The organism is Streptomyces sp. NPDC041124, from assembly GCF_055592385.1.
This window is the reverse complement of record NZ_JBVIYR010000005.1, coordinates 464322-486504: the sequence shown is the minus strand read 5'-3', so window position 1 is coordinate 486504 and position 22183 is coordinate 464322. Positions and strand designations below refer to the sequence as shown.

Annotated in this window: 20 protein-coding genes; 9 read left to right on the top strand and 11 right to left on the bottom strand. The window is 71.4% G+C overall.

The annotated features are described in order from the left end of the window. Position 1: 1 nt before the first annotated feature. Both ACZ6A9_RS17115 and ACZ6A9_RS17110 read left to right on the top strand, forming a co-directional pair. Positions 2–1873, top strand: a complete 1872-nt coding sequence (locus tag ACZ6A9_RS17115; protein ID WP_468985638.1) for a non-ribosomal peptide synthetase — start codon at positions 2–4, stop codon at positions 1871–1873. Then, positions 1863–4901: a condensation domain-containing protein gene (locus ACZ6A9_RS17110; RefSeq protein WP_468985635.1), complete on the top strand. Its 3039-nt coding sequence runs from the start codon at positions 1863–1865 to the stop codon at positions 4899–4901. Before ACZ6A9_RS17115 ends, ACZ6A9_RS17110 begins: the two co-directional genes overlap by 11 nt. A 212-nt stretch (positions 4902–5113) precedes the next feature. Here the strand turns inward: ACZ6A9_RS17110 and ACZ6A9_RS17105 are convergent, their stop codons facing one another. From ACZ6A9_RS17105 to ACZ6A9_RS17095, 3 genes are all read right to left on the bottom strand, one after another. Further along, the gene (locus ACZ6A9_RS17105) at positions 5114–5770 is read right to left on the bottom strand and encodes a hypothetical protein (protein WP_468985632.1); all 657 of its coding nucleotides are present in this window, start codon (positions 5768–5770) and stop codon (positions 5114–5116) included. Between the two features lie 114 nt (positions 5771–5884). Beyond that, positions 5885–7225 carry a DUF5685 family protein gene (locus ACZ6A9_RS17100; protein WP_468985629.1) on the bottom strand — a complete coding sequence of 447 codons (1341 nt, stop codon included), beginning with the start codon at positions 7223–7225 and terminating at the stop codon, positions 5885–5887. A 295-nt stretch (positions 7226–7520) separates the two neighbouring features. After that, on the bottom strand, positions 7521–8309 hold the full coding sequence (locus tag ACZ6A9_RS17095; RefSeq protein ID WP_468985626.1) for an MBL fold metallo-hydrolase: 789 nt from the start codon (positions 8307–8309) through the stop codon (positions 7521–7523). Positions 8310–8398: 89 nt separating this feature from the next. Between ACZ6A9_RS17095 and ACZ6A9_RS17090 the strand changes: the two genes are divergently transcribed. Beyond that, complete coding sequence (locus ACZ6A9_RS17090; RefSeq protein WP_468985622.1) at positions 8399–9007, top strand: CGNR zinc finger domain-containing protein; 609 nt, start codon at positions 8399–8401, stop codon at positions 9005–9007. A 281-nt stretch (positions 9008–9288) separates the two neighbouring features. After that, positions 9289–9954, top strand: coding sequence for a maleylpyruvate isomerase family mycothiol-dependent enzyme (locus ACZ6A9_RS17085; protein ID WP_468985619.1), 666 nt, complete (start codon positions 9289–9291; stop codon positions 9952–9954). Between the two features lie 482 nt (positions 9955–10436). Here ACZ6A9_RS17085 and ACZ6A9_RS17080 read toward each other — a convergent pair whose 3' ends face one another. Together ACZ6A9_RS17080 and ACZ6A9_RS17075 are read right to left on the bottom strand one after the other, a co-directional pair. Continuing rightward, entirely contained in the window at positions 10437–10721 is a 285-nt protein-coding gene (locus ACZ6A9_RS17080; RefSeq protein ID WP_468985616.1) for a hypothetical protein, read from the bottom strand. Between the two features lie 285 nt (positions 10722–11006). After that, a complete protein-coding gene (locus tag ACZ6A9_RS17075) occupies positions 11007–11381 on the bottom strand; it encodes a DUF6223 family protein (protein WP_468985614.1) in 375 nt (124 codons plus the stop codon). Between the two features lie 230 nt (positions 11382–11611). On the opposite strand from ACZ6A9_RS17075, the gene ACZ6A9_RS17070 reads away from it, so the two are divergent. Both ACZ6A9_RS17070 and ACZ6A9_RS17065 read left to right on the top strand, forming a co-directional pair. Further along, positions 11612–12739 (top strand): sensor histidine kinase, encoded by a 1128-nt coding sequence (locus ACZ6A9_RS17070; RefSeq protein WP_468985612.1) that lies wholly within the window; start codon positions 11612–11614, stop codon positions 12737–12739. Continuing rightward, positions 12736–13428: a response regulator gene (locus ACZ6A9_RS17065; protein WP_468985609.1), complete on the top strand. Its 693-nt coding sequence runs from the start codon at positions 12736–12738 to the stop codon at positions 13426–13428. Before ACZ6A9_RS17070 ends, ACZ6A9_RS17065 begins: the two co-directional genes overlap by 4 nt. A 166-nt stretch (positions 13429–13594) precedes the next feature. Here the strand turns inward: ACZ6A9_RS17065 and ACZ6A9_RS17060 are convergent, their stop codons facing one another. Together ACZ6A9_RS17060 and ACZ6A9_RS17055 are read right to left on the bottom strand one after the other, a co-directional pair. Next, entirely contained in the window at positions 13595–14032 is a 438-nt protein-coding gene (locus ACZ6A9_RS17060) for a VOC family protein (RefSeq protein ID WP_468985607.1), read from the bottom strand. A 231-nt stretch (positions 14033–14263) separates the two neighbouring features. Beyond that, complete coding sequence (locus tag ACZ6A9_RS17055; protein ID WP_468985604.1) at positions 14264–14797, bottom strand: 2'-5' RNA ligase family protein; 534 nt, start codon at positions 14795–14797, stop codon at positions 14264–14266. Positions 14798–15190: 393 nt separating this feature from the next. Here ACZ6A9_RS17055 and ACZ6A9_RS17050 point away from each other — a divergent pair, with 393 nt between their 5' ends. From ACZ6A9_RS17050 to ACZ6A9_RS17040, 3 genes are all read left to right on the top strand, one after another. After that, positions 15191–16063, top strand: a complete 873-nt coding sequence (locus ACZ6A9_RS17050) for an SGNH/GDSL hydrolase family protein (protein WP_468985600.1) — start codon at positions 15191–15193, stop codon at positions 16061–16063. Positions 16064–16396: 333 nt separating this feature from the next. Beyond that, the gene (locus ACZ6A9_RS17045; protein WP_468985598.1) at positions 16397–16954 is read left to right on the top strand and encodes a lytic transglycosylase domain-containing protein; all 558 of its coding nucleotides are present in this window, start codon (positions 16397–16399) and stop codon (positions 16952–16954) included. A gap of 329 nt (positions 16955–17283) precedes the next feature. Further along, positions 17284–18126 carry a phosphotransferase gene (locus ACZ6A9_RS17040; RefSeq protein ID WP_468985595.1) on the top strand — a complete coding sequence of 281 codons (843 nt, stop codon included), beginning with the start codon at positions 17284–17286 and terminating at the stop codon, positions 18124–18126. Positions 18127–18239: 113 nt separating this feature from the next. Here ACZ6A9_RS17040 and ACZ6A9_RS17035 read toward each other — a convergent pair whose 3' ends face one another. The 4 genes from ACZ6A9_RS17035 to ACZ6A9_RS17020 form a co-directional block, all read right to left on the bottom strand. After that, positions 18240–18407, bottom strand: a complete 168-nt coding sequence (locus tag ACZ6A9_RS17035) for a hypothetical protein (RefSeq protein WP_228969347.1) — start codon at positions 18405–18407, stop codon at positions 18240–18242. Between the two features lie 133 nt (positions 18408–18540). Then, positions 18541–18834, bottom strand: coding sequence for a hypothetical protein (locus ACZ6A9_RS17030; protein ID WP_468985591.1), 294 nt, complete (start codon positions 18832–18834; stop codon positions 18541–18543). A gap of 92 nt (positions 18835–18926) precedes the next feature. After that, positions 18927–20753 carry a glycoside hydrolase family 3 protein gene (locus tag ACZ6A9_RS17025; protein WP_468985588.1) on the bottom strand — a complete coding sequence of 609 codons (1827 nt, stop codon included), beginning with the start codon at positions 20751–20753 and terminating at the stop codon, positions 18927–18929. A gap of 294 nt (positions 20754–21047) precedes the next feature. Further along, complete coding sequence (locus ACZ6A9_RS17020; protein WP_468985583.1) at positions 21048–22076, bottom strand: saccharopine dehydrogenase family protein; 1029 nt, start codon at positions 22074–22076, stop codon at positions 21048–21050. Between the last annotated feature and the right edge of the window lie 107 nt (positions 22077–22183).

The window sequence follows — 22183 nt, the reverse complement described above, 5'->3', positions numbered from 1 at the left end:
GATGACCACCCTCACCCACATCGCCCCCGACGAAGGACCCATGCTCTCCCGACCCGTGCCGACCGCCCCCGACGGATCCAGGCCCGCACCCGCCTCCGGGCTGCCCGCCCTCGTGGCGTGGCACGCCGCGCGAACCCCGGACGCCCTCGCCGTCGTCGAGGGTGACACCACCCTCACCTACGCCCGGCTCGTCTCCTCCGCCCGGGCCCTCGCCGCCCACCTGCGCGCACACGGTGTCCGGCCGGGCGACCGCGTGGCGCTGCTGATGCACCGCTCGGCGCGCACCGTCGTCGCGCAGCTCGCCCTGTGGTGGGCCGGCGCCACCTGCGTGCCGCTCGACCCGGCGCATCCGCGCCCCCGTTCCGAGGCGATGGCCGCCGACGCGGGCGTCACGCTGACCGTCGGCGAGGGCAAGCTCCTCGACGCGGCGCCCCTCACCGGTCCGGTCCTCGCGCTGCCGGAGGAGACGCCGCTGCCGGACTCCTTCGCACCCGCGCCCGAGCTCGGTGCCGACGCCGCGGCGTTCATCATGTTCACCTCCGGCTCGACCGGACGTCCCAAGGGCGTGTCGGTACCCCACCGGGCCGCGGTCGAGCTGCTGTCCGAGCCCGGCTACGTCACCCTCACCCCCCGGGACCGGGTGCTCTTCCACTCCCCCATGACCTTCGACGCGTCGACGTTCGAGGTGTGGGGGGCTCTCGCCAACGGGGCCGCCGTCGTGGTCTGCACCGTCGACCGGCCCTCGCTCGAGGACCTGGCCCGGCACGTGGAGCGGCACGGCGTCACCGTCGCGTTCCTCACGACGGCGCTCTTCCATCGGCTCGCCGCCCGGCGGTCCCGGATGTTCTCGGTACTCCGTGCGGTCGTGGTGGGCGGGGAGGCGCTGTCCGCCCAGCACGCCGGGCAGGTGCTGGAGGCGTTCCCGTGGCTGGAGCTGGTCAACGGGTACGGGCCCACGGAGACCACCACGTTCGCCACGGCGCACCGGGTCACCGGCGCGGACCGCGAGGGCCCGGTGCCGATCGGCCGGCCCGTCGCGGGTGCGACCGCACACGTCCTGGACGACGACGGCAGGCCCGTCGCGGACGGTTCACGGGGTGAGCTGTGGGTCGGCGGCAGCCGATTGGCGCACGGGTACACCGGGCGCCCCGACCTGACCGCCGAACGCTTCGTCGACCATCCGGAGCTGGGACGCCTGTACCGCACCGGAGACCTCGTCTCCGTCCGCCCGGACGGCGCCCTGGACTTCCACGGGCGGACCGACGACCAGGTGAAGGTGCGCGGCTTCCGCATCGAACCGGGAGAGGTCGAGCACGCCCTGCGCCGGCAGCCCGACGTGGACGACGCGGCCGTCACCGTGCACCGGCCCGGCCCTGACGACACCCGCCTCGTCGCGTTCGTGGTGGCGGCGCCCGGGCCCGTGCCCCGGCCCGGCGCGCTGCGCGACCGCCTCGCCGCGGTCCTGCCCGCCCACCTCGTCCCCGACGAGGTGACGGTCGTCGACGGTCTTCCGCTGACCCCGTCCGGAAAGGTCGACCGCCGTGCCCTCGCCGACCTCGGCGGGCAGGGTGGGACCGTCGTCCCGGCCGTTCCTCTGACGCCGCTGGAGCAAGCGGTCGCCGGGATGTGGAGCCGTGCCCTGGGCCGCGAGATCACCCGGCCCGACGCCGACTTCCTCGACCAGGGCGGGCACTCGCTGCTCGCCCTGGTCGTCACCGACGACCTGCGTGAGGAACTCGGTGTCGACATGGCGCTCGCCGACTTCTTCGCCGCGCCCACCGTGGCCGCCCAGGCCGCCCTGGTCGAGCAGGCCCTGCTCGCCGCCCACGACGACCTGCGCCCCGGCGCCGAGGAGTACCAGGATGGCCACTGAGAGCCCGGGGGCCACGGCCGTGCCCCTTCAGGAGGAACTGCTGCGCCGGGCACGTGAACGTGCCGCGAGCCGACCGGGTGCGTCCTCGGGAGCCGCCGCCGCCCCCGCGGACGCCCACCGGGGACCCGCACCGCTGTCCCACGCCCAGCGCCGGATGTGGCTCATGGACCGGCTCGGCCACGGCGGGGCCTCCTACGGCGTGCCCTTCGCCACCCGGCTGCGCGGTCCGCTGGACCTCGAGGCGCTGCGCACCGCACTGACCGCCCTCGTGCACCGTCACGAGATCCTGCGCACGCGGTACGGGCAGCGGGACGGCGAACCCTTCCAGGAGGTCCTCCCCGCTCCGCGCGCGTTCGACGTGCGCGTCGTGGAGACGGCTGCGGAGCATGCCCACGACCTGCTGGTCGGGGAGGCCCGCCGCCCGTTCGACCTGTCCGCCGGGCCCCTGCCGCGGGTCCTGGTGCTGCGGCACGGCGCGGAGGACCACACGGTCCTGCTGACGTTCCACCACATCGCGGTCGACGGTGCCTCACTGGAGATCATCGCCCGGGAAGTGACCGAGCTCTACGCGACCGCCACCGGCCGTCCCACGGGCGCCCCCGGCACCGCACCTCCGCAACCGGACGCACGGCCGCTGCGCTACGCGGACTTCGCGCGCCGTGAGCACGCGGCGGCCGACCGGCTCGAGGAAGGGCTGCGCCACTGGGCCGGCCGCCTCGAAGGGGCCACGCCACCCCCACTGCCCCGCCCCGTTCACCCGCCCGCCGACTCCGGTATCCGGCCCGCCGGCGTCCGCGTGGTGCCGCTCGAGCCCCGGCTGCCGGAAGACCTGCGGGCGCTCGGCGCGGCGCACCGGGCCACCGTGTTCACCACGGTCCTCGCCGCGGCCTTCGCCGCGCTGCGCCGCTTCACCGGCGAGGACGACCTGCTCATCGGCGTGGCGAGCACCCACCGCCGGGGAGCGGACATGCGCGGGCTGGTGGGCCTGTGCGTCAACACCCTCCCGGTGCGCGTCGACACCTCCGGCGACCCGGCCTTCGCCGTCCTGGTGGAGCGGGTGCGGGACGCGTTGCTCGATGCCCAGCGCCACCGCGACGTGCCGTTCGACCTCGTCGTGGAGCGCCTGGGCGCCGCCGCCCGCGCCGCCGACGGAACGGCACTGGTCCGGGTGACCAGCGACGTCCTGGCGGAGCCCACGGTGATGCGGCTGCCCGGCACCCGCAGCGAGCACGTGGACGTCGGTGTCGGCGAGGCCAAGTTCGACCTGTCGTTCGGCCTGCTCGACACGGACAGTCCCGCCGCACTCGTCCAGTACGGCCGCGCCGTACTGGACGAGGCGACGGCCGCCTCGCTGGCCGACGGCTTCGCCGCGCTGCTCACCCGGGTCGCCGCCGACCCCGGGGTGCGTCTGTCCGAGCTTCCCGTCCGGGCCCACGCCCAGCCCTCCGCCCCGGCTGCCCGGGCGCGCGCCTCGGCTGTCTCGGCGTGGGGACCCGCCGTCTCGGCGCGGGACGAGGTCCGGCCGGACGCGGGCGACGACGCGCCCACCGGGGGCGGGCATCCGGCGGCGACGCTGCTGCGCGCGCACCCACAGGTCGCGGAGGCCGTCGTCGTCGAACCGGACGGCGGGCCGCCCCTGGCGTACGCCGTACTGCGCGGCGTCTCGGGCCCCTCGCGCGCAGACCTGCGGTCGGCCCTGCGGGCGGCACTCCCCGCGGAGTCGGTACCCGCGGCCGTGACCCTGCTGGACAGCATGCCCCGGACGCCCCAGGGCGCGGCAGACACGTCGCGGCTGCCCGGGCTACCGCCCGCCCCTGTCCCGGAGGGTCCCCTCGGGAAGGCCGTGACGGAAGCGTTCGCGGCATTGCTGGACGGCCCGGTGCCGGGGCCCGACGACGACTTCTTCGACCTCGGCGGCCACTCGCTGATCGCGGTCCGGCTCGCCGAGCGGCTGCGAGGAGCGCTGAGGCTTCCCCTGACCGGCCTGGACATCCTCCGGGCCCGTACGCCCCGGGCTCTGACCGCCCTGCTGGAGGAGCGTGCCGCGCAGCGGGCCACCGCCGCGGCCGCGCCCATCCGCCCGGCGCGTTCCCGAGGCGTGCGTCAGGGCACGGTCCTAGTCACCGGAGCGAGCGGTGGCGTCGGCGCCTTCGTCCTGCGGGAACTGGCCGCACAGGGACGTCCGGTACTCGCCCTGGCCCGACCCGAGTCCGCGCACCTCGTCGACGGGGAGGGGGTGGACGTCGTCGAGGGCGACCTCGCCGACCTCGACAGTCTGCGCGGGGCGGTGGCGAGCGCCGACGCGGTGATCCACGCCGCGTGCACCTTCGTCCGTCCCGAGGTGGACGTGACGGCCATGAGGGCGATGCTGGAGGCCTGGCGGCACGGCCCGTTCGTCTTCGTCAGCAGCGTCGACGCCTACGGACATCCCGCTGAGGACGTCGTGGCGGAGGGGGCACCGTCACGACAGCCGCTCAGCCCGTACGGCCGGGCCAAGCTGGACTGTGAGCGGATGCTGCTGGACGCGGCCGGCACCGAGGGCCGGGGCGGCGCGAGCGCCGTACGTTCCCCCCTGGTGTGGGGCCCGCACGAGCGGCTGCGCGACCAGCTCCGTTGGGGTGCCACCGGGATGCTCTACCAAGCCGTGAGTCAGCGACGGCCGGTCGGGCTGCCGCGGCCGGGGGCCCACGGCCACGCCTGGTACGGCGCGCCCTGGGTGCACGCGGCTGCCCTGGCGCGGGCCGTGACATCGTGCCTCGACGTGCCTGTACACGGCGTGGCGAACGCCGTCGGCGGCCACGTGTCGTGGCGCGACCTCACGACACGGCTGGCCGAGCTGCTGCATCCCGGCGGCGCAGGGGCCGGGGCGGGCGTCGTCGGGGCGGTCCATGACACGGACGACGTGCATGCCGACCTCGACCACCACTGGCAGTACCGGGCCGATCGGCTGGCGCCGTCCCTGCGGGAGCGACCGGGCGAGGACTGGCACTCCGTGCTGGCGGAGATGACCGACACGTCCGGTCTCTGACATCACGCGCACGGTCCGGACACCCGACCCCTGGTGCCCGGACCGTGCGGCGTGCCGGCGGTCTGCTGACTGCCGCGGGTTGCGCCACGGTGCCGCCCCTCGCCGTGCTCGCCACGGCTCATGCCTGCGGGAGACGACGTTCAGGTGTCCCTGTGGTCGAGCAGCGCCATTCGAAGTCCCACGGAAGCCTCACCTCGATAACCGGCAGGCCCTCAGTCGCTCAGGGTCAACCGGGTCACATCCGGCATCTCCCGGATCGCCTCCCCGTCGTCGGCCGTGGCCAGGCCGCTTTCCACGAGCAGACGGAGCCATCTGTCCCGATAGCGGCCGCGTCGGTCACGCTCTGTGACAATACCCGGCCCGATCATGGCCCCGACAAGCTGGGGGTAGGCCGGACCGAGAACGAAGCGGTCGAAGAACGTGACGATGTCGTTCGCGAACACCAGGACATCGATCGTTGCGTCCGGGTGCTTGTACAGGTGGATGTAGTCGTCGATGTCGCAGTGATAGACGTCCCCGTCGTCAAGGTCCAGCCAAATGCCGGAGCCGCACTCGATGTCCTCCGGGGCGCGGTGACGCTCGCAGCCGATGGTCAGGGGATTGCCCATCGGGCAGTGCGGAACGATCGCCCGGGCGGCCCACGCGGCTGCGCTCCGGATCTCGTCGGGCTGGAAGAAGCGGAAGTGGTTGGCGCCCAGCCGCGAGAAGAGGCCGAACACTTCGGTCACCCCCTGCGGCAGCTCCGCGACGGGATCCGGGTTCGTCGTCCCCTCGATGATCACCCCGAAGCCGTGCTCGGCCTCCACCTGCCCGATCAGCTGGAGCTTGGAGCGAATCCGCTCCAGTGCTTCCCGGCGCCCCTCGTCCATCGGGTATCCCCTGTTCTCTTGGTCTCGGCGTGAGGAGTACGGCGGGATGGGGAGCATGCTGAGCCGGTTCGAACGCCGCCCCCGGTTCCTCTCGGGCTCTGGCTCATCCAGAGTTCAGTCGCAGCAGTCGCAGCAACACTTGCATGGGTTGCAGCAGCCACCGCCACCGTCACCCGAGCCACCGCCGGAGCCACCAAAGTCAGCGGACCCTCGATCGCCTCCGCCCGAACCTCCCGAGGAGCCGCCCGAGTTGCCACCGCCTCGGCCACCGAACCATCCGTCGCCTCCGGAACCATCCCGGACCGAGCCGCCGTCGCGGTTGCCGTCGTCGAACTGCCAGGGCTCTCCGTCCTCGACGCAGATGCAGCAGTTGCGGCACACCCCGCAGCCGTTGCACAAGGGGCGCCACTGGCCACACCGCCGGCACTGCCCCTCCGACGGCCGGCCCGACGCCATCGAGGCACCCTCCGGGGCCGCGCTCGCCAGCGCCGTTGTGCCGCAGGCCGTGCCAGTGTCCGGAGGTGTTGTCGTCGCCGTACGGCGTCCCAGCCAGGGCAGCATGCGTGAGCCCTGTACCCGGTGGTGCTGGTGGTGACGGTGCCGGGGGTTGAGGACGCGGTCGACGGCACGCTGCAACTCGTCGTCCAGAAGCGCACGTACCAGTCGCCCGTCGACGAACTCGACTTCGGCCAGAGCGAGTCGGATCCCACGAACGGCGTCGTCACACAGCCGACGCACTTCGGCGCGATCCGTGCCGGTCACGGCGATCGGGTTCCACGCGTCTGACGCCTCGTCCGCGCCCAGGTCCTCCATCGCGTCCAGCAGGTGCGCCAGCCGGCCGAAGAGGCGACCGGCCTCCGCAAGCGGTTCGGCATTGCCCGGGCGGTCGGCGAGTACAGCGGTGTGCGCGAAGGCGGCTGCGGTCGCCGTCTCCGTGGGCTCCGTGATCGTCAGCAGCGATCCGCCGGGGCCGGCCAACCGTTCGATCTCCAGTTGGCGTTCGACCGCGCCGAGCAGCACCGCGGTGTCGAAGCCCAGCCGTTCACCGCCCGCGGTGCCGGCCCGGTCCCAACCCCGGGCGATCCGACGTGCCGCCAGCGTCACCGGGCGACGCCCCAACAAACCGTCTCCGTCGGCCACATGGTCACGTATCTTCGCCGCGGCCAGTACCAGCGACACCGTCGCCGCCAACCGCGCTCCTTCACCCTGCGCCACGTCCGCCGACCGCATCCCACGGAGCGGGCACGGGCCGGCACCCCGCCGCCGGTCGCGGGTACGCTCCGACTGTGCTTCGGTCAGCACAGAGATGATCAGGCCGTCGTAGTTGGTGGCCACCCGTGCGAACTGCCCGTACTCGCCGCGCAGCGCCAGGCACAGCCCACACAGATGCGCCATCCACTCGGTACGCATGCCCTCGCCCAGGCGATGACGGCATGGCCTGATGATTCCGAACACCGAACTTCTCCCCCGCAGACACAGCTACTCGGGCATTCCCGGTGAGCTGCTCATGGACACGACCGCGCGTGGCACACGACCCCGATGTGACGTCTGCGCGCGGCGACATCCTAGACGCAACACCTCTGGTTGCGCTGGTGGTTCGAGCCCGTGACGTGCGCAAATGTTGCCGCTCGGGGGCGCCCGCGGTCTGTGATGTGTCCGGCCTGGAGCTTGTTCCGTGATCGCGGGCACCTCGCCAAGGACGGCTCCGCACAGGACTCCGGATGGGGGTCTGTGCCGTGTGTCAGGTCGCTCAGGCGTGCTGCATCCACTCACGGTCCAGGCGGTCGGCCAGGCCGGCGGCGGTGAAGGCGCCCTCCAGCTCGTCGCGGCCCTCGGTGAAGTGTGCCCAGCTGTCGTGGTGGACGGGGACGACGCGGCGGGCACCCAGGATTCCGGCGGCCTCGGCGGCCTGGGCACTGTCCAGGACCAGCGGCGCGCCGTCGAAGAGGACCGGGAAGCGGGGGGCTCCGGCGAAGAGGACAGCGGTGTCCAGCGGGGCGAAACGCTCGGCTATCTCCCTGACGGCGTCGAGCGAAGCGTTGTCGCCGCTGACGTACACGGTGGGCAGATCCTGGCCGGTGAGGACGAAGCCGACGACCTGGCCGGTGAACGGCTCCACTTTCTCACGCGGGCCGGGACCGTGGACGGCGGGAACGCCGGTGACGGTGACCGTGCCACCGCCGGGGCGTTCCAGCACGACCGGCTCCCAGTCGGCCAGCCCCTTGGCCTTGCCCCTCAGGCGCTGCGCGCCGCCGGGGGTGGTGAGGGTGAGCGGGACTTCGGCGAGCAGGGCGCGGCCGGAGGTGTCGAGGTTGTCGGCGTGCTCGTCGTGCGAGAGCAGGACCACGTCGAGGGAGCCGAGGTCGGCGGGGGTGGCGGCGGAGGGTGCGGTCTTGGTCAGGGTCGGACCGGCCGAGGGATAGTCGCCGGGCCCGTCGAAGGTCGGATCGGTCAGGAAGCGCAAGCCGCCGTACTCGATGAGAGCGGTCGGACCACCGAAGGTGCGGACCTTGATCTGCTCGCCGCTGTGCTGGGACATGCCCCTCTTCTCTCACGGATAGATTCCATGTTTTCCGTGAGGAAGCGTAGGTGAGCGTCACGGAAAAACGCAAGCGATACCATGAACCCGTGGAAGAGACCGTGGCTGCCGACGCCGTAGAGGCCGCCCTCCCCCCGGCCCCGGGGGCCGACCGGCACACCTCCTTGGACTTCGCCGACACCGCCGTGACCCTGCCCGCCGGCCAGGGCTACGACCTGCTCTCCACCCCCGGCTCCGCCATGCGCTGGCTCAGGGCCCACGGCCTGACCACCCCGGACGTGCGGCTGTACGAGGTGTGCGCGCAGCGGATGCGCACGATGCGCGGCCACGTACGGGCTCTCCTCTCCGCCCGCGTCAACGGCACCACCCCGCCCCAGGCATCCCTGCGCGCCGTCAACGAGGCACTGACCGCGGTGCCCACCGCACCCCTGCTCGCTTGGGACGGGGCCCAGGGACTACACCGTGTCCAGGCGCACCCCACGGACCAGGCCGTCAACCACGCACTCGCGACCCTCGCCGCCGACGCGGCCGACCTGCTCACCGGCCCCGACGCCGGCCTTCTCGCCGCCTGCGGATCCGCACCTTGCGACCGCTTCCTCCTTCGCACCCACGGCCGACGCCACTGGTGCTCCACTCGCTGCGGCGACCGCGCCCGCGCCGCCCGCGCCTACGCACGACGCAACGGCAGCGCTATGTGACCCGCTTGTCTGACGGGTCGTCACCGAGTCCGACAGCCGCATCGATGTGACGCGCACCCGGTTCGCCTACCGAGCAGCTTCGCCCCCGAGGCACCTCAGCCCGAGTGCACGACCTCGCCCGGCGGCACGCGCAGCGGCACTTACCGCGGCGCCGGAAAGGACTGTCCACCGGCGATGACTTCGCATCGGAACAAGAGTCTCCTTCAGGAACGCCCCTGCCGGACGCTTCCTGTTCGGGACGGGCCCCGCAGATCACGATCCCTGACTGGAGTCCAGCGCGCATGACTGATCCCGCACGTACGGCAGACCGCAATCGTCAGACCGGGGTCTGGCCTCTGATCCGCACCGAGCGAGCGGCGCTCGCTGCCGATCTCGCAGGTCTGACCGACCAGCAATGGGCCACGCCCTCGCTCTGCACCGGTTTGACGGTCCGTGAGGTGCTGGCGCATCTGACGGCGGGCGCGAGCCTCAACACCGTGAGCTGGATGGCGGGCGTGATCCGTTGCCGGTTCGACTTCGACAAGCAGGTGGCCATGCGGCTGGCCGAGCAGCTCGGCGCGACCCCGGGTGACACCCTTGAACGTTTCCGGCGCATCATCCCGAGCACGACCAAGCCTCCTCTGCCTGCCATCGCCATGCTGGGGGAGGCGATCGTGCACGCAGAAGACATCCGGCGCCCGCTGGGCATCCGCCGCGAGTACCCGATCGATGTCGTCACCAGGACGGCCGACTACTACCAGGGCACAGACCTCGTGGTCGTGGCCAAGGGACGCATCGGCGGCCTGAGACTCGTCGCGGACGACGGCCCGTTCAGGACCGGTTCCGGGCCGCTCGTGTCCGGCCGCACCCTGTCCCTCATCATGTCTATGACTGGGCGCGCGTCGTACTGCGACGATCTCGAAGGCGACGGTGTGGAACTCCTCCGCAGCCGCTGCGGGACAGCGTGACACGACGGCCGGCCGCTCCGACGAGAGGCTGGCCGTCCCGACCGACTGACAGTGGACGACGCGGGTTTCGGCACCACCACCGCCGAGGCGCTGGAGACTCCCGGTGAATGCGGCACGCTGGTGCAGGTCGGCATGGCCCGCCTGGAGTCCGATCAGCACCGGTGCGATCATTCTGAAGCAGCTTCGGGTCCTCGGTTCCACGTCTGGCACGAAGCAGGATCTCGAGGAGTTCTATGGGCAAGGGCGGGGTCGTCGGCCGCATCATCGCCGTGTACGAGGACTGCATCCCGGCTACCTCTACAGCCACCTCGGACGATGGTCAGGCGGCCATGCCTGGAGCTCCTTCGACCTGTGGGACCCGCAGCACCGTGCCCCGGCGAGCGGGGACCGCCACTTCGGCCGGTGTCGCTTACGAGTGGAGTCCATGCGACGCCTTGCTACGGCGCCGGAAGGACCATCTCACGTGGCTGGTCCCCACACCGTCACGCGGAAGCCACCACCTCGCCGGCCATGATCTCGGGAGGGTCGGGAAGCAGCGACGCGAGGTTGTCCCGTACGAAGCCCGCAGCCCTCAGGATGGATTCTTCGGCCCCGGCCCGATCCTGGAACACGCTGATCGACACCATCACGCCGTCTCCGGCATCGATCCAGTAGTAGGCGACGAAGCCGGCGACTTGACGCATGAGCGGCACGAACCCCTCGTTCACCAGCCGTGCCGCCTCGGCCGTATCGGTCACCCCTTGGTACCGCCGGACTGCTGCGTACATCCTCATGCTCCTCACGGCGTTGCGGGTTCGTCCTCGCCGAGACGTCGTACCCCTGTGACCGCTGTCCGGCTCGTGAGGCGCACGGCAATCACCTGAAGGGCCATCCTGGGTAATCCGAACGGCGGCCCGGCCCGGACGCAGCGGGCGCCGCCGACGCGCCATGTGAGGGATTTCCCACGAGGCGCACCATTCAAGCTGCGGGCCGCTCTTCCTCCGGAGGTGCGTGAGCGCGCCGGGAGGATCCAGGATCAGGCCGCCCGTACCGGGGTGTCGCAGACACGTCGGTCAAGCGGTGGTGCGACGGGTGGTCCGGTCGGCGTGGTGGTGGCGGGTCAGCGCCCGGCGGCCGAGCAGCACGGCACCCAGCCCCAGGGGGACGGCGACGATGGCACCGACGAGTCCGTTGCCGGTGCCCGGGCCCCCACTGGAGGTGGCCAGGTGCAACGTGGCGAGGACCGTGCCGGCCAGCCCGACCATGATGGCCGACAGTCCGGCGACACGCGCGTTGCCGGTGCTGATGCGGCCGGCCGCGCGGGCCCGGGCCAGCCGTCCCAGGACCAGGCCGACCAGGCCCACCCCGAGCGCCAGGTTGGCTCCCGTCCGCCCGTCACCGATGATCCCGCCCTCGGCGGCCGCCATCAGCACTGTCGTTGCACTCATGATGCTCCCTTCCCTTTCCTTCGCTGATCGTGAGGTTCGATGTGCCGTCGAGCATGCGCGCCGGTACCCCTGCCGGTCGTCCAGCAGGCGCGGGCACTTCCCGCTGCCGCCGCTGTGGGATCCGCGTACCGCGGACGGGGCAGGCGGCGCACGAGTACCGCACACGTGGTAGTCGGCAGTTCGTCCGTGAGCCGGATCCGCCGGCGACGGCACCCGGCTACGGTGCCCGTATGGACAAAAGGCGGTTCACCGTCCCGGCCGGGGTCACCGACTGGGCGATCGCCGCGAGCGTGACGACCGTGCTGTTGGGCACCGGGCTGTCCGGGCCGCACCCCGCGGGGAGCCGTGAGCTCCTCGGCGCCGCCTTGCTGGCGGCCGGCGGGCTGGCACTGGCCGCGCGCCGACGGGTGCCGCTCGTGGTCCTGGCCGTCACCGGACTGGCCGCGGTGGGCCACCAGGCGGCCGGGTTCGACGTGCTCGCCGTCTCCTATCTGGTGGCGGTCTACGGCGCGGTGCGCGCCGGGCACCGCACGACCGTACTGGCGGCGTCCGTGGGCCTGTTGGCCGCGCTCCCCCTCACCGCCCTGCTGACACAGGGCGGGCCCGCACGGGAGGTCCTGGCGCAGGCCCGGGGCACGCTCGAGATCGCCTGGCTGATCGCCGCGTTCGCCGCCGGAGAGGCGGTGCGGCAGGCCGAACGGCGGGCGGAGGAAGCCGAACGCACCCGCGAGGAGACCGCGCGTCGCCGGGCGGACGAGGAGCGGCTGCGCATCGCACGGGAGTTGCACGACTCGCTCACCCACCAGATCTCGGTCATCAAAGTACAGGCGGAGGTAGCCGTGCACGTGGCGCGTAAGCGAGGCGAGCCGGTGCCGCAGGCGCTGCTGGCCATCCAGGAAGCCGGGCGGGAAGCGAGCCGGGAACTGCGCGTGACCCTCCAGGCCCTGCGCGACGACGAGACCTCGCCACCCCACGGCCTCGACCACGTCCCTCACCTGGTGAAGCGGTTCCGGACAACCGGTCTGGAAACGACGCTGACGGTCGAGGGCCGGCGGCACGCCGTGCCGGCCGCGGTGAGCCGGACCGCCTACCGCATCGTTCAGGAGTCACTCACCAACGTTGCCCGGCACGCCGCCGCCACCACCGCCACGGTGCTGATCGACTACCGGCCTGACGCCCTCGCCATCCGCGTCGACGACGACGGCACGGCCACCCCGTTCCCCTCGCCGACGCCGGGCCTCGGACTGCTCGGCATGTACGAACGCGTCACGGCCCTGGGCGGGCGCCTGCGAACCGAGCCGCGCGACACCGGCGGCTTCACCGTCGAGGCCGAACTCCCCACGAACGGAGCCACGTGATCCGGGTCCTGCTGGTCGACGACCAGCCCCTCATCCGCGGCGGCTTCCGCGCGCTGCTCGATCTCGAGGACGACATCGAGGTGGTGGCCGAGGCCGCCGACGGGGAGGAGTGTCTGGCCCTCGTCGCGCAGCACCTGCCGGATGTCGCGCTCGTCGACATCCAGATGCCCGTCATGGACGGCATCGAAGCGACCCGGCGCATCGCCTCGGACCCGTCGCTGGCCGCGGTGCATGTCGTCATGCTGACCAACTACGGCATGGACGAGTACGTCTTCGACGCGCTGCGCGCCGGTGCCGCCGGGTTCCTCGTCAAGGACATCCTGCCGGAGGACTTCCTGCACGCCGTACGCGTCGCCGCCCGAGGCGACGCCCTGCTCGCTCCCGCGATCACCCGCAGACTCATCGACCGGTACGTCACCCAGCCGCCCCTCACCCGTGTCCGGAGCGGGCTGGGGGAACTGACCAGCCGCGAACGCGAGGCGGTCGCCCTCGCCGCCGAGGGCCTGTCCAACGACGAGATCGCCGACCGCATGGTCATCAGCCCGTCGACAGCCAAGACGCACATCAACCGGGCCATGGCCAAGCTGCACACCCGCGACCGGGCCCAACTCGTGGTGCGCGCCTACGAAACCGGCCTGGCGGCCCCGCGCCCCGGTCTTCCTCTCGGGCTGTCTTCGCCCGGCGGTTGACGGGGTTCCGTGTAAAGTTCCTGGCCCGGCGGGCATCCCTCGATGAGCCGTGACGCACCGACTCATGGCTCGTGGCTCTGTAAATGATCGTCGGGCTCTGGCCCAGTTCGCCACCTCGGCCAGGAAGCGCATCGTGCCTGCGCGAGCCCAGTGGACCGCTCAGCCGTCAGTGCTCTCCCAGCTTCTCCGCGAGCATCACCAGGATGCCGCTGGGTCCGCGGAGGTACGTGAGCTTGTAGACGTCCTCATAGGTCGCCACCCCACGGAGCGGATGGCATCCGTGCTTTGCTGCTGCCTCAAGGGCTTCGTCGATGTTGTCGACCGAGAAGGCGACGCGATGCATGCCGATCTCGTTGGGACGAGTGGGCTCGGACTCGATCGCCTCGGGATGGATGTACTCGAAGAGTTCGAGGCGCCCCTGGCCGTCCGGCGTCTGGAGCATCGCGATGTTGGCGTGATTGCCGTCGAGGCCGACGGCGGTGTCGGTCCACTCACCGCTGACCGTGTCACGGCCGACGACCGTGAGGCCGAGATCGGTGAAGAAGGAGATCGTTGCTTCAAGGTCGCGCACAGCGATGCCGACGTTCTCGAGTGTGATGGCCACGGGTGCATGTTAGAGCGTGTCCTGTGTCAATCCGCGCACCTTCCGCAACCAGTAGGTCTGCTCGCTGTTCCGAATGGTTCATCGGTGCTGGACGCGCTGGGGGGCGGCCGACGCGGCGGGTGGCGGCAGCGGCATCCGCATAGGCTTGCAGGCCCGGGGGAGGAAGAAGACCGCCGGCTGCCGCGGCCGGCGCGGCCCCTGCTCCCACCACCCCAGAAACCGTCGGAGTCCTCAGGAGCGGGGCTCCAGCACTTCCAGGGTGCCGGTCTCGGTGTCGAAGCTGCGCAGGGTGATGAGCCGGACCGAGAGCGGCGGTGCCGGCAGCAGTTCGGTGACGCGCCGACCGGCGAAGGCACCTGCCCGCCGGGTGCGGCCGAGTGTGATGTGGGGGGTCCAGCGCCCGGGGTCGTGGAAGGGGCTGAGGGTCCCGGGCGGGCTGTCCGAGGCCACTGCCTCCCACACTCGGCGGTGCAAACCGGCCAGCGCGGAGTCGAGATGCAGCGACCAGGCCAGCACCGAGGTGGGCCGCTCGAAACGGACCACTCCGGTGAACCGCACCGGCAGGGGCAGAGCAGCCGCCACCTCCGCGAGCTCCCAGCGGATCGGGGCGGTCAGCTCGGGGCAGGCGGCCAGGGTCAGGTGCGGGCTGTTGGTCGGAGAGCGGTGGCGCGCCTGACTGGGCAGCCCCGCGTCCGCGAGCCGCCGCCAGGCCTCCCGAACCGCCAGCTCTGCCGCCTCATCCAACAGAAGCTCGACCGTGCGCACCGCCGCAGCCTACAGGTGATCTGCGAGTGAGGGTTGTCCTGGCGGGTAGGCCGCACTGTTCCCAAGCGTGGCGGGTGGGACGCCTCGGCAAGCCGAGGTGCCCGGGGACTTACCGCCGCCGGCGACGCGAGGGCACCCACCCGGTGCCCTCCCTTGCTCGCCGCAACTGAGCGTTCACGCAGTCACGGAGGTCGGCCGGGGCCGTTCGTGCGCATTTCAAGAAGTTCGGTCCGCGACGTTGACTCCCGGTCAGGGGGACTGCACATTACTTGACGGTAGAACCGTCCGGTAACTGCGTAGTCCGGCCCTCCCCCGTTCGAACCGCTCCGTTCCACCGTCGGCGTGCACCACCGGCTGCCGCGCCCACAGTTCCGCCCCCAGGAGATGGATGACATGCCGAAGCCCGCCCCCAGAAATGTCATGACCGCATCAGTCGCACTGGTCGGTGCGCTCGCCCTCGGCCTCACGAGCGGCTCCGCCCACGCCTCCGCGTCGCTGGAGTACGTCGCCCTCGGCGACAGTTACAGCGCCGGCTCGGGCGTACTGCCCGTGGATCCCACCAACCTTCTGTGCCTGCGCTCCACCGCGAACTACCCCCATGTGATCGCAGCCCGGACCGGCGCCCGCCTGAAGGACGTGACCTGCGGCGCCGCCCGGACGAAGGACTTCACCGCCTCGCAGTACCCCGGCACCGCACCCCAGGTGGACGCGCTCAGCGCGGACACCGACCTGGTGACGCTGACGATCGGCGGCAACGACAACGGCACTTTCATCAACGCCATCACCGCCTGCGGCACCGCGGGTGTCCTCACCGGAGGCAAGGGCAGCCCCTGCAAGAACATGCACGGCACCTCCTTCAACGACCAGATCGAGAAAAACACCTACCCCGCGCTGAAGGGCGCCCTGAACGCCGTGCGCGTAAAGGCGCCCAACGCCCGCGTGGCGGTCCTGGGTTACCCGTGGATCACACCGGCCGAGGCCGACCCGTCCTGCTTCGCGAAGCTGCCGATAGCCGCCGGTGACGTGCCCTACCTGCGCGACATACAGGCACACCTGAACGCGGCGGTCGAGCGCGCCGCCGAAGAGTCCGGCGCCACCTATGTGGACTTCGCCCGAATCTCCGAGGGCCACGACGCGTGCAAGGCCGCCGGCACGCGCTGGATCGAGCCGCTGCTCTTCGGCGGCAGCCTGGTCCCCGTCCATCCCAACGCTCTCGGAGAGCGGCGCATGGCCGAGCACGCCATGGGTGTCCTCGGACTGAGCTGACAGCGAAAGGGTCCACCCCCGGAGATCGGTCCGCTCGGGTCCGAGGCGTGACTCGAGCGGGCGGCCATCGCCCAGCGGGCGAGTCCGCTGCGTCAAGCGCGTACTCCATGACGCTCCGTCCCGCCCGGACCAGACCTCGCCTCGGATGAGCGGCAGCGCCGCTCTGAGCTCGCCGACTTCGCCGCCGCAGGGCTCGTGCCGATGCGCCACAGATCGGGATTGGGGCGGGGCCGCGGGGGCAGGTGCACCTCAGGACGGTTCAGGACGGTGGAGGGGTGATCGAGCGCCATGCCCGAACAATCGATGCCGGCGGCGAAGCAAGAGTCCCGAACCGTGGAGCGTCGGGACGCCCCGACGCCGCCGCTGCGTCGCGGAGACTACGCGCCGGCCGACTACGCCACAGTCGTCCTGAGCGGTGCCCGGGAGGCCGGAGTTTCCCCCCTGCTCGTGATGGCCGTGCTCCACAACGAGGCGTACAAACCGCACCATCCCCTGCTCGAGCGGTTGTGGCAGTGGTGGAAGCCCGGGGCGTCCTTCGGCGTGGCCAACATGCACCGGGCGACGTTCGAGCGGGTCCGTAGGAGGCACGGCCTGTCGGGGCCATGGCAGGACCTGCGCGACGACCCCGCCTTCGCGATCCGCACGGCTGCCCTGCACTTGAAGGACCTCGACCAGAGCCTCCCCAGGCAGCACGTACGCCGTTACACGCGCGACGAACTCCTCGCGCTCGGATACAACACGGGTGAACGCAACATGCGGGCCTTCGCCCGGGGCGTCCCGCCGGGCCCCATGGCACGGTCGTACCTGCGCCGCTTCCGCACCAACCGGGAACCAGCCGCCAAGGCTCTTGCCGACGGTGCCGGGCCGAGCGGCAGCGTCACCGGACGCTGAGACGCCGAACAGCGGGGCGAGGCGCCGCATCGTCAGGCTCGTGCGCCGTGATCGTTCGCTCCGGGAGAGGCCACTGAGCGACGAGTCGGGCGGCCGCCAAGCGGACCTGGCCTGGCACCGATGCTGACCCCACACCACGCTGCCCCGGGACAAGCTGTGTGTACTTGATCGGCTTGATGGGCTGAACAAATCCCCGGGTCTGTAAGGGTCCTGCTCTGCGATACTCGTCGCCGGCACCGGCTCAGGCACCAGAGGATGTCCGCGAAGGCATACAGGTGCCCCGTTTTTGTCTCCGGAGATGCACGCATTCAAGAGCGAGGAAGGCCGGGATGGAGCCATCAGAACTCCGCCGCGCGACGGAGGCAGGCCGGGTGACTGCTTCGGAGCTGGGCCTTCGGGTCGACGATGCGACCGTCATCCACAACTCGGACCGCGTCGCGCTGCGTCTGGCCCCTTGTGATGTCCTGGCTCGGGTCGCGCCCCTCGGGCAGCTGGCCGACTCCGAGTTCGAGGTAGAGGTTGCTCGCCGACTCGCAGGTGTCGACGCTCCGGTGGCCGAACTCGACCCCCGGGTCGAGCCCCGAGTCCATGTGCGGGATGCTTTCGCCATCTCGTTGTGGACCTACTACGAACCGGTGGGGTCGGAGATCACGCCGGCCGACTACGCGGACGTGTTCCTGCGGCACCACGCCGCCCTGCGCCGGATCGATGTGGAGGCACCGCGCTTCACCGATCGAGTTGCCGCGGCACTGAGAGAGGTGAACGCCCGCGAACGTTCCCCCGATTTGTGTGACCCTGACCGGGCATTCCTCAGCGGCACACTCAGTGGCCTGAGCGCCGCGATCAGTGGGGAGAATGCCGGCGAACAGTTGTTGCACGGCGAGCCGCATCCGGGCAATGTCCTGAACACGAGAAGAGGGCCGCTCTTCGTGGACCTCGCCACCTGCTGCCGCGGGCCCGTCGAGTTCGACCTCGCCCATGCGCCCGAAGACGTGGGCAAGCACTATCCGGGAGCCGACCAGGACCTGATGCACCGGTGCCGTGCCCTGACCTGGGCGATGTTCTCCGCCTGGCGGTGGCGCCGAGACGACCAGATGCCTGATCGGGACCACTGGAGAGGGGAAGGTCTCAACCGGGTTCGTGCCGCTCTCGGCCGCTGCGGTCCGGGCTGAGCGGGAAGGGGCAGCGGCGCTGCGCCGTTCCGGTGCGCTGCGTCGTGTGCGGCAGGACGTGCCTTCGCGGGTCCGGTGACGGACCGTCACCGGACTCGCTAAGCGGCGTGGGGTCAGCGTCTGCGGGACAGGCCGCTGCCGATTCCGGCCACGTGCAGGGCCAGAGCGATCAGCCCCAGCAGCATCACGTTCGTCGAAGAGAACACATCGTTGGTACTGAGGTCGGCCGCGTTGATCAGAAAGGAAACGAAGAACAGCACCGCAGCGACTATGCCGAGCATGGAATGAGCTCCTCTCAAGGGGGTGAAGCCCGTATGCCCGGTCATCGTCTCCGTAGACGTACAACGGCCTCTTCGGTACCGCCCGGCCTGTCCGGGACAGGCCGGGCGGTTGCCGGCGGAGGCCGACGGGTGTTCAGGCGTGGGCGCGGCGGGTGCCTACCGTCTTCCGTGACGAGGCGTGGTGCGCGGGTTCGTGCGAGCGGGCGGCCCGGAGGCGTTGCAGCCACACGGAGGACATGAGCAGGAGGCTGGTGAAGACGGCCAGGAGGAGGGCGGACACCCACATCTGCCGGCTTCCGGGCAGTTGCCAGCCCGTCCAGGCGGTCAGTGCCGCCCACAGCAGGACGCCTCCCCTGTAGAAGGCGCGGACCCGGTGCAGCTGCCGCACGGCCCGCAGGGACATGACGCGTTCGGTCTTCGATGCCATGCCGCCCCGTGTACCCCGTCACCTGCCGTTCAGCGGAGCGGTTTTCCGCTCCGGTCGTTCCCCTCACCAGGTCCTGTGCGGGGACGTGCATGTCAGTCGTCGTACGACAGGCCGTGACCGGAGCGGAAGAGGACTCGGGTGGGGTCGTCGGCCCGCTGGACGGGCACCGGAAGTTTGCCCCGCGGCGCCACCCGGCCGGCGATCACCCGTGCGGCGGCGCGCAGTTCGACCTCGGTCCAGCAGTAGGAGACCAGCGAGGCGGGGACGTCGCCGAGGTGGGCGATGTCATAGGGGTTGCGCACCGCGAGGTGGACGACGGGGACCCCCGTCGCGAGCAGCCGGGATACCAGCGTGCGCTGGGCGCTGGTGGCGCCGACGTTGTCCGTGGTGACCACCACCGCGTCCCGTCCCCGGGCGGCGGCCACGGCCTCGTCGATCTTCACCGCGTCGGGTGCCCGGCCGGTGACGAGGTGGGTGGTGCTGTAGCCCAGTTCGTCGAACGCCTTGGCCAGCTCGGGTACGGAGGTGCGGGTGTCGTCGGTCGGGAAGGCCGGACTGGCGCCGACGACGAGCAGCTTCCTCTGTTCGCGGCGGAGCGGGAGCACCTCGTCCCTGTTGACCAGCAGAGTGGTGGTGCGGTCGGCGATCCGGGCGGCGGCGCGTCGGTGCACGCGGGCGCCGACGACCCGGTCGACTTCCCGCGGGGAGACGTACGGACTGCCGTGGAACAGACCGGCCTTGTCCTTGACCCGCAGGATGCGCAGGACCGACTCGTCGAGCCGGTCCTCGGTGATCTCCCCGCTGCGGACGGCCGTCAGGACGCCGTTGTAGGCGACGTCGATGTCCGGCGGGAACAGCAGCTGGTCGGCGCCGGCCTGGAGGGCGAGGACGGGCACGCGGTCGTCGCCGTACTTGGTGCGCACGCCGGCCATGTTGAGGGCGTCGGTGACGATGACGCCGTCGAAGCCGAGCTCGTCACGCAGGACGCCCTGGAGGATCGCGGGCGACAGGGTGGCCGGTTCGTTGCTGGGATCGAGCGCGGGGACCTGAAGGTGGGCGGTCATGATCGAGTCGACGCCGGCGGCGATCGCGGCCTTGAAGGGTGGGGCGTCGATGCGGTCCCACTCCTCGCGCGTGTGGGTGATCACGGGCAGTCCGGTGTGGCTGTCCTGCGCCGTGTCCCCGTGGCCCGGGAAGTGCTTGGCGCAGGCCACGACGCCGGCCTGCTGATAACCCGTCACCTGAGCGGCCACCATGCGACCGACCTCGCGGGCATCGGCGCCGAAGGACCGGACGTTGATGATGGGGTTGGCCGGATTGACGTTGACGTCGGCGACCGGGGCGAAGTTCTGATGGATGCCCAGAGCAGCGAGTTCGGCGCCCGATATCCGTCCGGCGGTGCGCGCGTCGGAGAGCGAGCGGCCCGCGCCGAGCGCCATCGCGCCCGGCAGTTGGGTCGCGCCGCTGCCGATGCGGACGTTGACCCCGTGCTCCTGGTCGATGGAGATCAGGGAGGGGATGGGGGTGGGCAGGGTGAGCGAGGCCCGCTGCACGCCGTTGGTCAAGTCGGCTACTTGGCGCGGGTTGTGGATGTTGTTCGTCCAGCCGTGGAAGTAGATGACGCCGCCGAGGTGGTACTTGGCGATCAGCTCGGCGAGGGTACGGACGCCGAGTTCCCTGAGGTTGCGGTCCTGGTCGAACTGGCTGGGAGAAGTCGCGGACGCACCGTAGAAGTACGGCACGAACAGCTGGCCGATCTTCGCCTCGACGCTCATCCTGGAGATGATCTTCTTGAGGCGGTTGTCGCGCTGGTGCGCGACCGCCGGGGTGGCCGCCATGCCCACGAGGCCCACTGCACTCGCAGCGGCCATGGTCGCGGAGGCGAGGACGGTACGTCGGGACAGACTCCGCTCCTGCATGCGGACATGCTCCTTCCAGCCTTGCTGCCAAGGGAGTTGAAGGAATCGGGCAGTGCTCCGGACAGCGGGAAACGTAGCCCGGGCGTCCCGGGCAGGGCAAGAGGTCTAGACACAATAGGTCTAGACGAAGTGGCGCCGACTGTTCGCGCCCCTGTCTGCGCCCACCCTGCCGACGGCGGTCGCGTGGCGGTCGGCCCCCGGCGGGGCCCCTCTCGCGTCCATGGCCGCGCGAGGGGGTCCGGTGGAAGGGCTTCCCGGGACGGCCGTCGAAGGGCACGGATGAGGGACCACCTGTCAGTGGTGCAGGTCCAGGGTGATGTGCGGGGCCAGCGCTCGGAGGAAGTCGGGTGCGTCGAAGAGGTCGCCGGCGGACGCGACACCGGTCGTGCTGGTCCGGGACGTGAGGATGCGGGCGAGTGCCTCCACGGCGAGCGGTGCGGTGACGGCGTAGATGTCCCGGCCCCTCGCCACCGCGCGCCGTTCGCCGGCGCCGGAGCGCACGACGGCATCGACGAGGAAGGTCTGCCCGGAGCGCCCGTGCTCGTCGGCCGCCGCCGGTGCGGGCGTGTCCGGGGCGGCGATGTCGCGGGCCGCCTCGACCGCCATGTAGGTGCGCACGTCGGGAATGGACAGGTGGCTGGGGACGGTGACGACGTCCGCCATCGTGAACTCGCCGATGACGGCCCGTGGCCCCATCGGGGCGGGGAAGGGCCATTCCAGGGTGGGCAGGTCGTCCTGGTGGTACTCCAGCCGCCCGTTGCGGTACCTGACGCTCCTGCCGTCCCGACGCTGCCGGGAGACCGCACCCGCGGCACGCGTCCCGGCGGTGGGGTGCCAACTGCTCAGCCCGTAGGCGATGTGCGCCTCGTCGGCGACCGTCCAGTCGCCCATCGCAGCGGTGATCAGCAGGTCACCGAGGCCGCCGTAGAAGGCCATCGCGGGAACGATGACGGCGCCGGACTCGCGTGCCCGGCCGGCGAAGCGGGTGAAGGTGTCGGCGACGGCCTCGATCTCGGCCGCCACGTCCACGTACGGGATCCCGGCCCGGAGGGCCGCCTCGATCAGCGGTGCGGCCGTCGTGGCGAAGGGCCCGGCACAGTTGATCACGGCCGCCGCACCGGTCAGCATCCGGTCGAGCGAAGCGGGGTCGTCGACCGATGCGGGGTGTTCCTGCAGGCCGGTCTCGTAGGCGAGTTCCTTCAGTTTGCCGGCGTCGCGACCGGAGAGCAGGGGGATGAACCCGCGCTCCTTCAGCTCCGCCACCACGAACCGTCCGGTGTGTCCGTACGCGCCGTACACAGCGACCCTGGTCCCCGTCGTCATGGGTTGTTTCCTTCGCTCGATGATCCGTTCGGCTCCGTCGCGACCATAGTGGCGGGCGCAGGGGTCGCGTACCAGTGTCCGGAACGACGTGCCCCGTACACTTCCGG

Excerpts from the sequence above, each read along its gene's own strand:
- ACZ6A9_RS17115 (WP_468985638.1), top strand. The coding sequence starts at position 2 with ATGACCACCCTCACCCACATCGCCCCCGACGAAGGACCCATGCTCTCC.
- ACZ6A9_RS17110 (WP_468985635.1), top strand. The coding sequence starts at position 1,863 with ATGGCCACTGAGAGCCCGGGGGCCACGGCCGTGCCCCTTCAGGAGGAA.
- ACZ6A9_RS17105 (WP_468985632.1), bottom strand. The coding sequence starts at position 5,770 with ATGGACGAGGGGCGCCGGGAAGCACTGGAGCGGATTCGCTCCAAGCTC.
- ACZ6A9_RS17095 (WP_468985626.1), bottom strand. The coding sequence starts at position 8,309 with ATGTCCCAGCACAGCGGCGAGCAGATCAAGGTCCGCACCTTCGGTGGT.
- ACZ6A9_RS17085 (WP_468985619.1), top strand. The coding sequence starts at position 9,289 with ATGACTGATCCCGCACGTACGGCAGACCGCAATCGTCAGACCGGGGTC.
- ACZ6A9_RS17080 (WP_468985616.1), bottom strand. The coding sequence starts at position 10,721 with ATGTACGCAGCAGTCCGGCGGTACCAAGGGGTGACCGATACGGCCGAG.
- ACZ6A9_RS17075 (WP_468985614.1), bottom strand. The coding sequence starts at position 11,381 with ATGAGTGCAACGACAGTGCTGATGGCGGCCGCCGAGGGCGGGATCATC.
- ACZ6A9_RS17070 (WP_468985612.1), top strand. The coding sequence starts at position 11,612 with ATGGACAAAAGGCGGTTCACCGTCCCGGCCGGGGTCACCGACTGGGCG.
- ACZ6A9_RS17050 (WP_468985600.1), top strand. The coding sequence starts at position 15,191 with ATGCCGAAGCCCGCCCCCAGAAATGTCATGACCGCATCAGTCGCACTG.
- ACZ6A9_RS17040 (WP_468985595.1), top strand. The coding sequence starts at position 17,284 with ATGGAGCCATCAGAACTCCGCCGCGCGACGGAGGCAGGCCGGGTGACT.
- ACZ6A9_RS17035 (WP_228969347.1), bottom strand. The coding sequence starts at position 18,407 with ATGCTCGGCATAGTCGCTGCGGTGCTGTTCTTCGTTTCCTTTCTGATC.
- ACZ6A9_RS17030 (WP_468985591.1), bottom strand. The coding sequence starts at position 18,834 with ATGGCATCGAAGACCGAACGCGTCATGTCCCTGCGGGCCGTGCGGCAG.
- ACZ6A9_RS17025 (WP_468985588.1), bottom strand. The coding sequence starts at position 20,753 with ATGCAGGAGCGGAGTCTGTCCCGACGTACCGTCCTCGCCTCCGCGACC.
- ACZ6A9_RS17020 (WP_468985583.1), bottom strand. The coding sequence starts at position 22,076 with ATGACGACGGGGACCAGGGTCGCTGTGTACGGCGCGTACGGACACACC.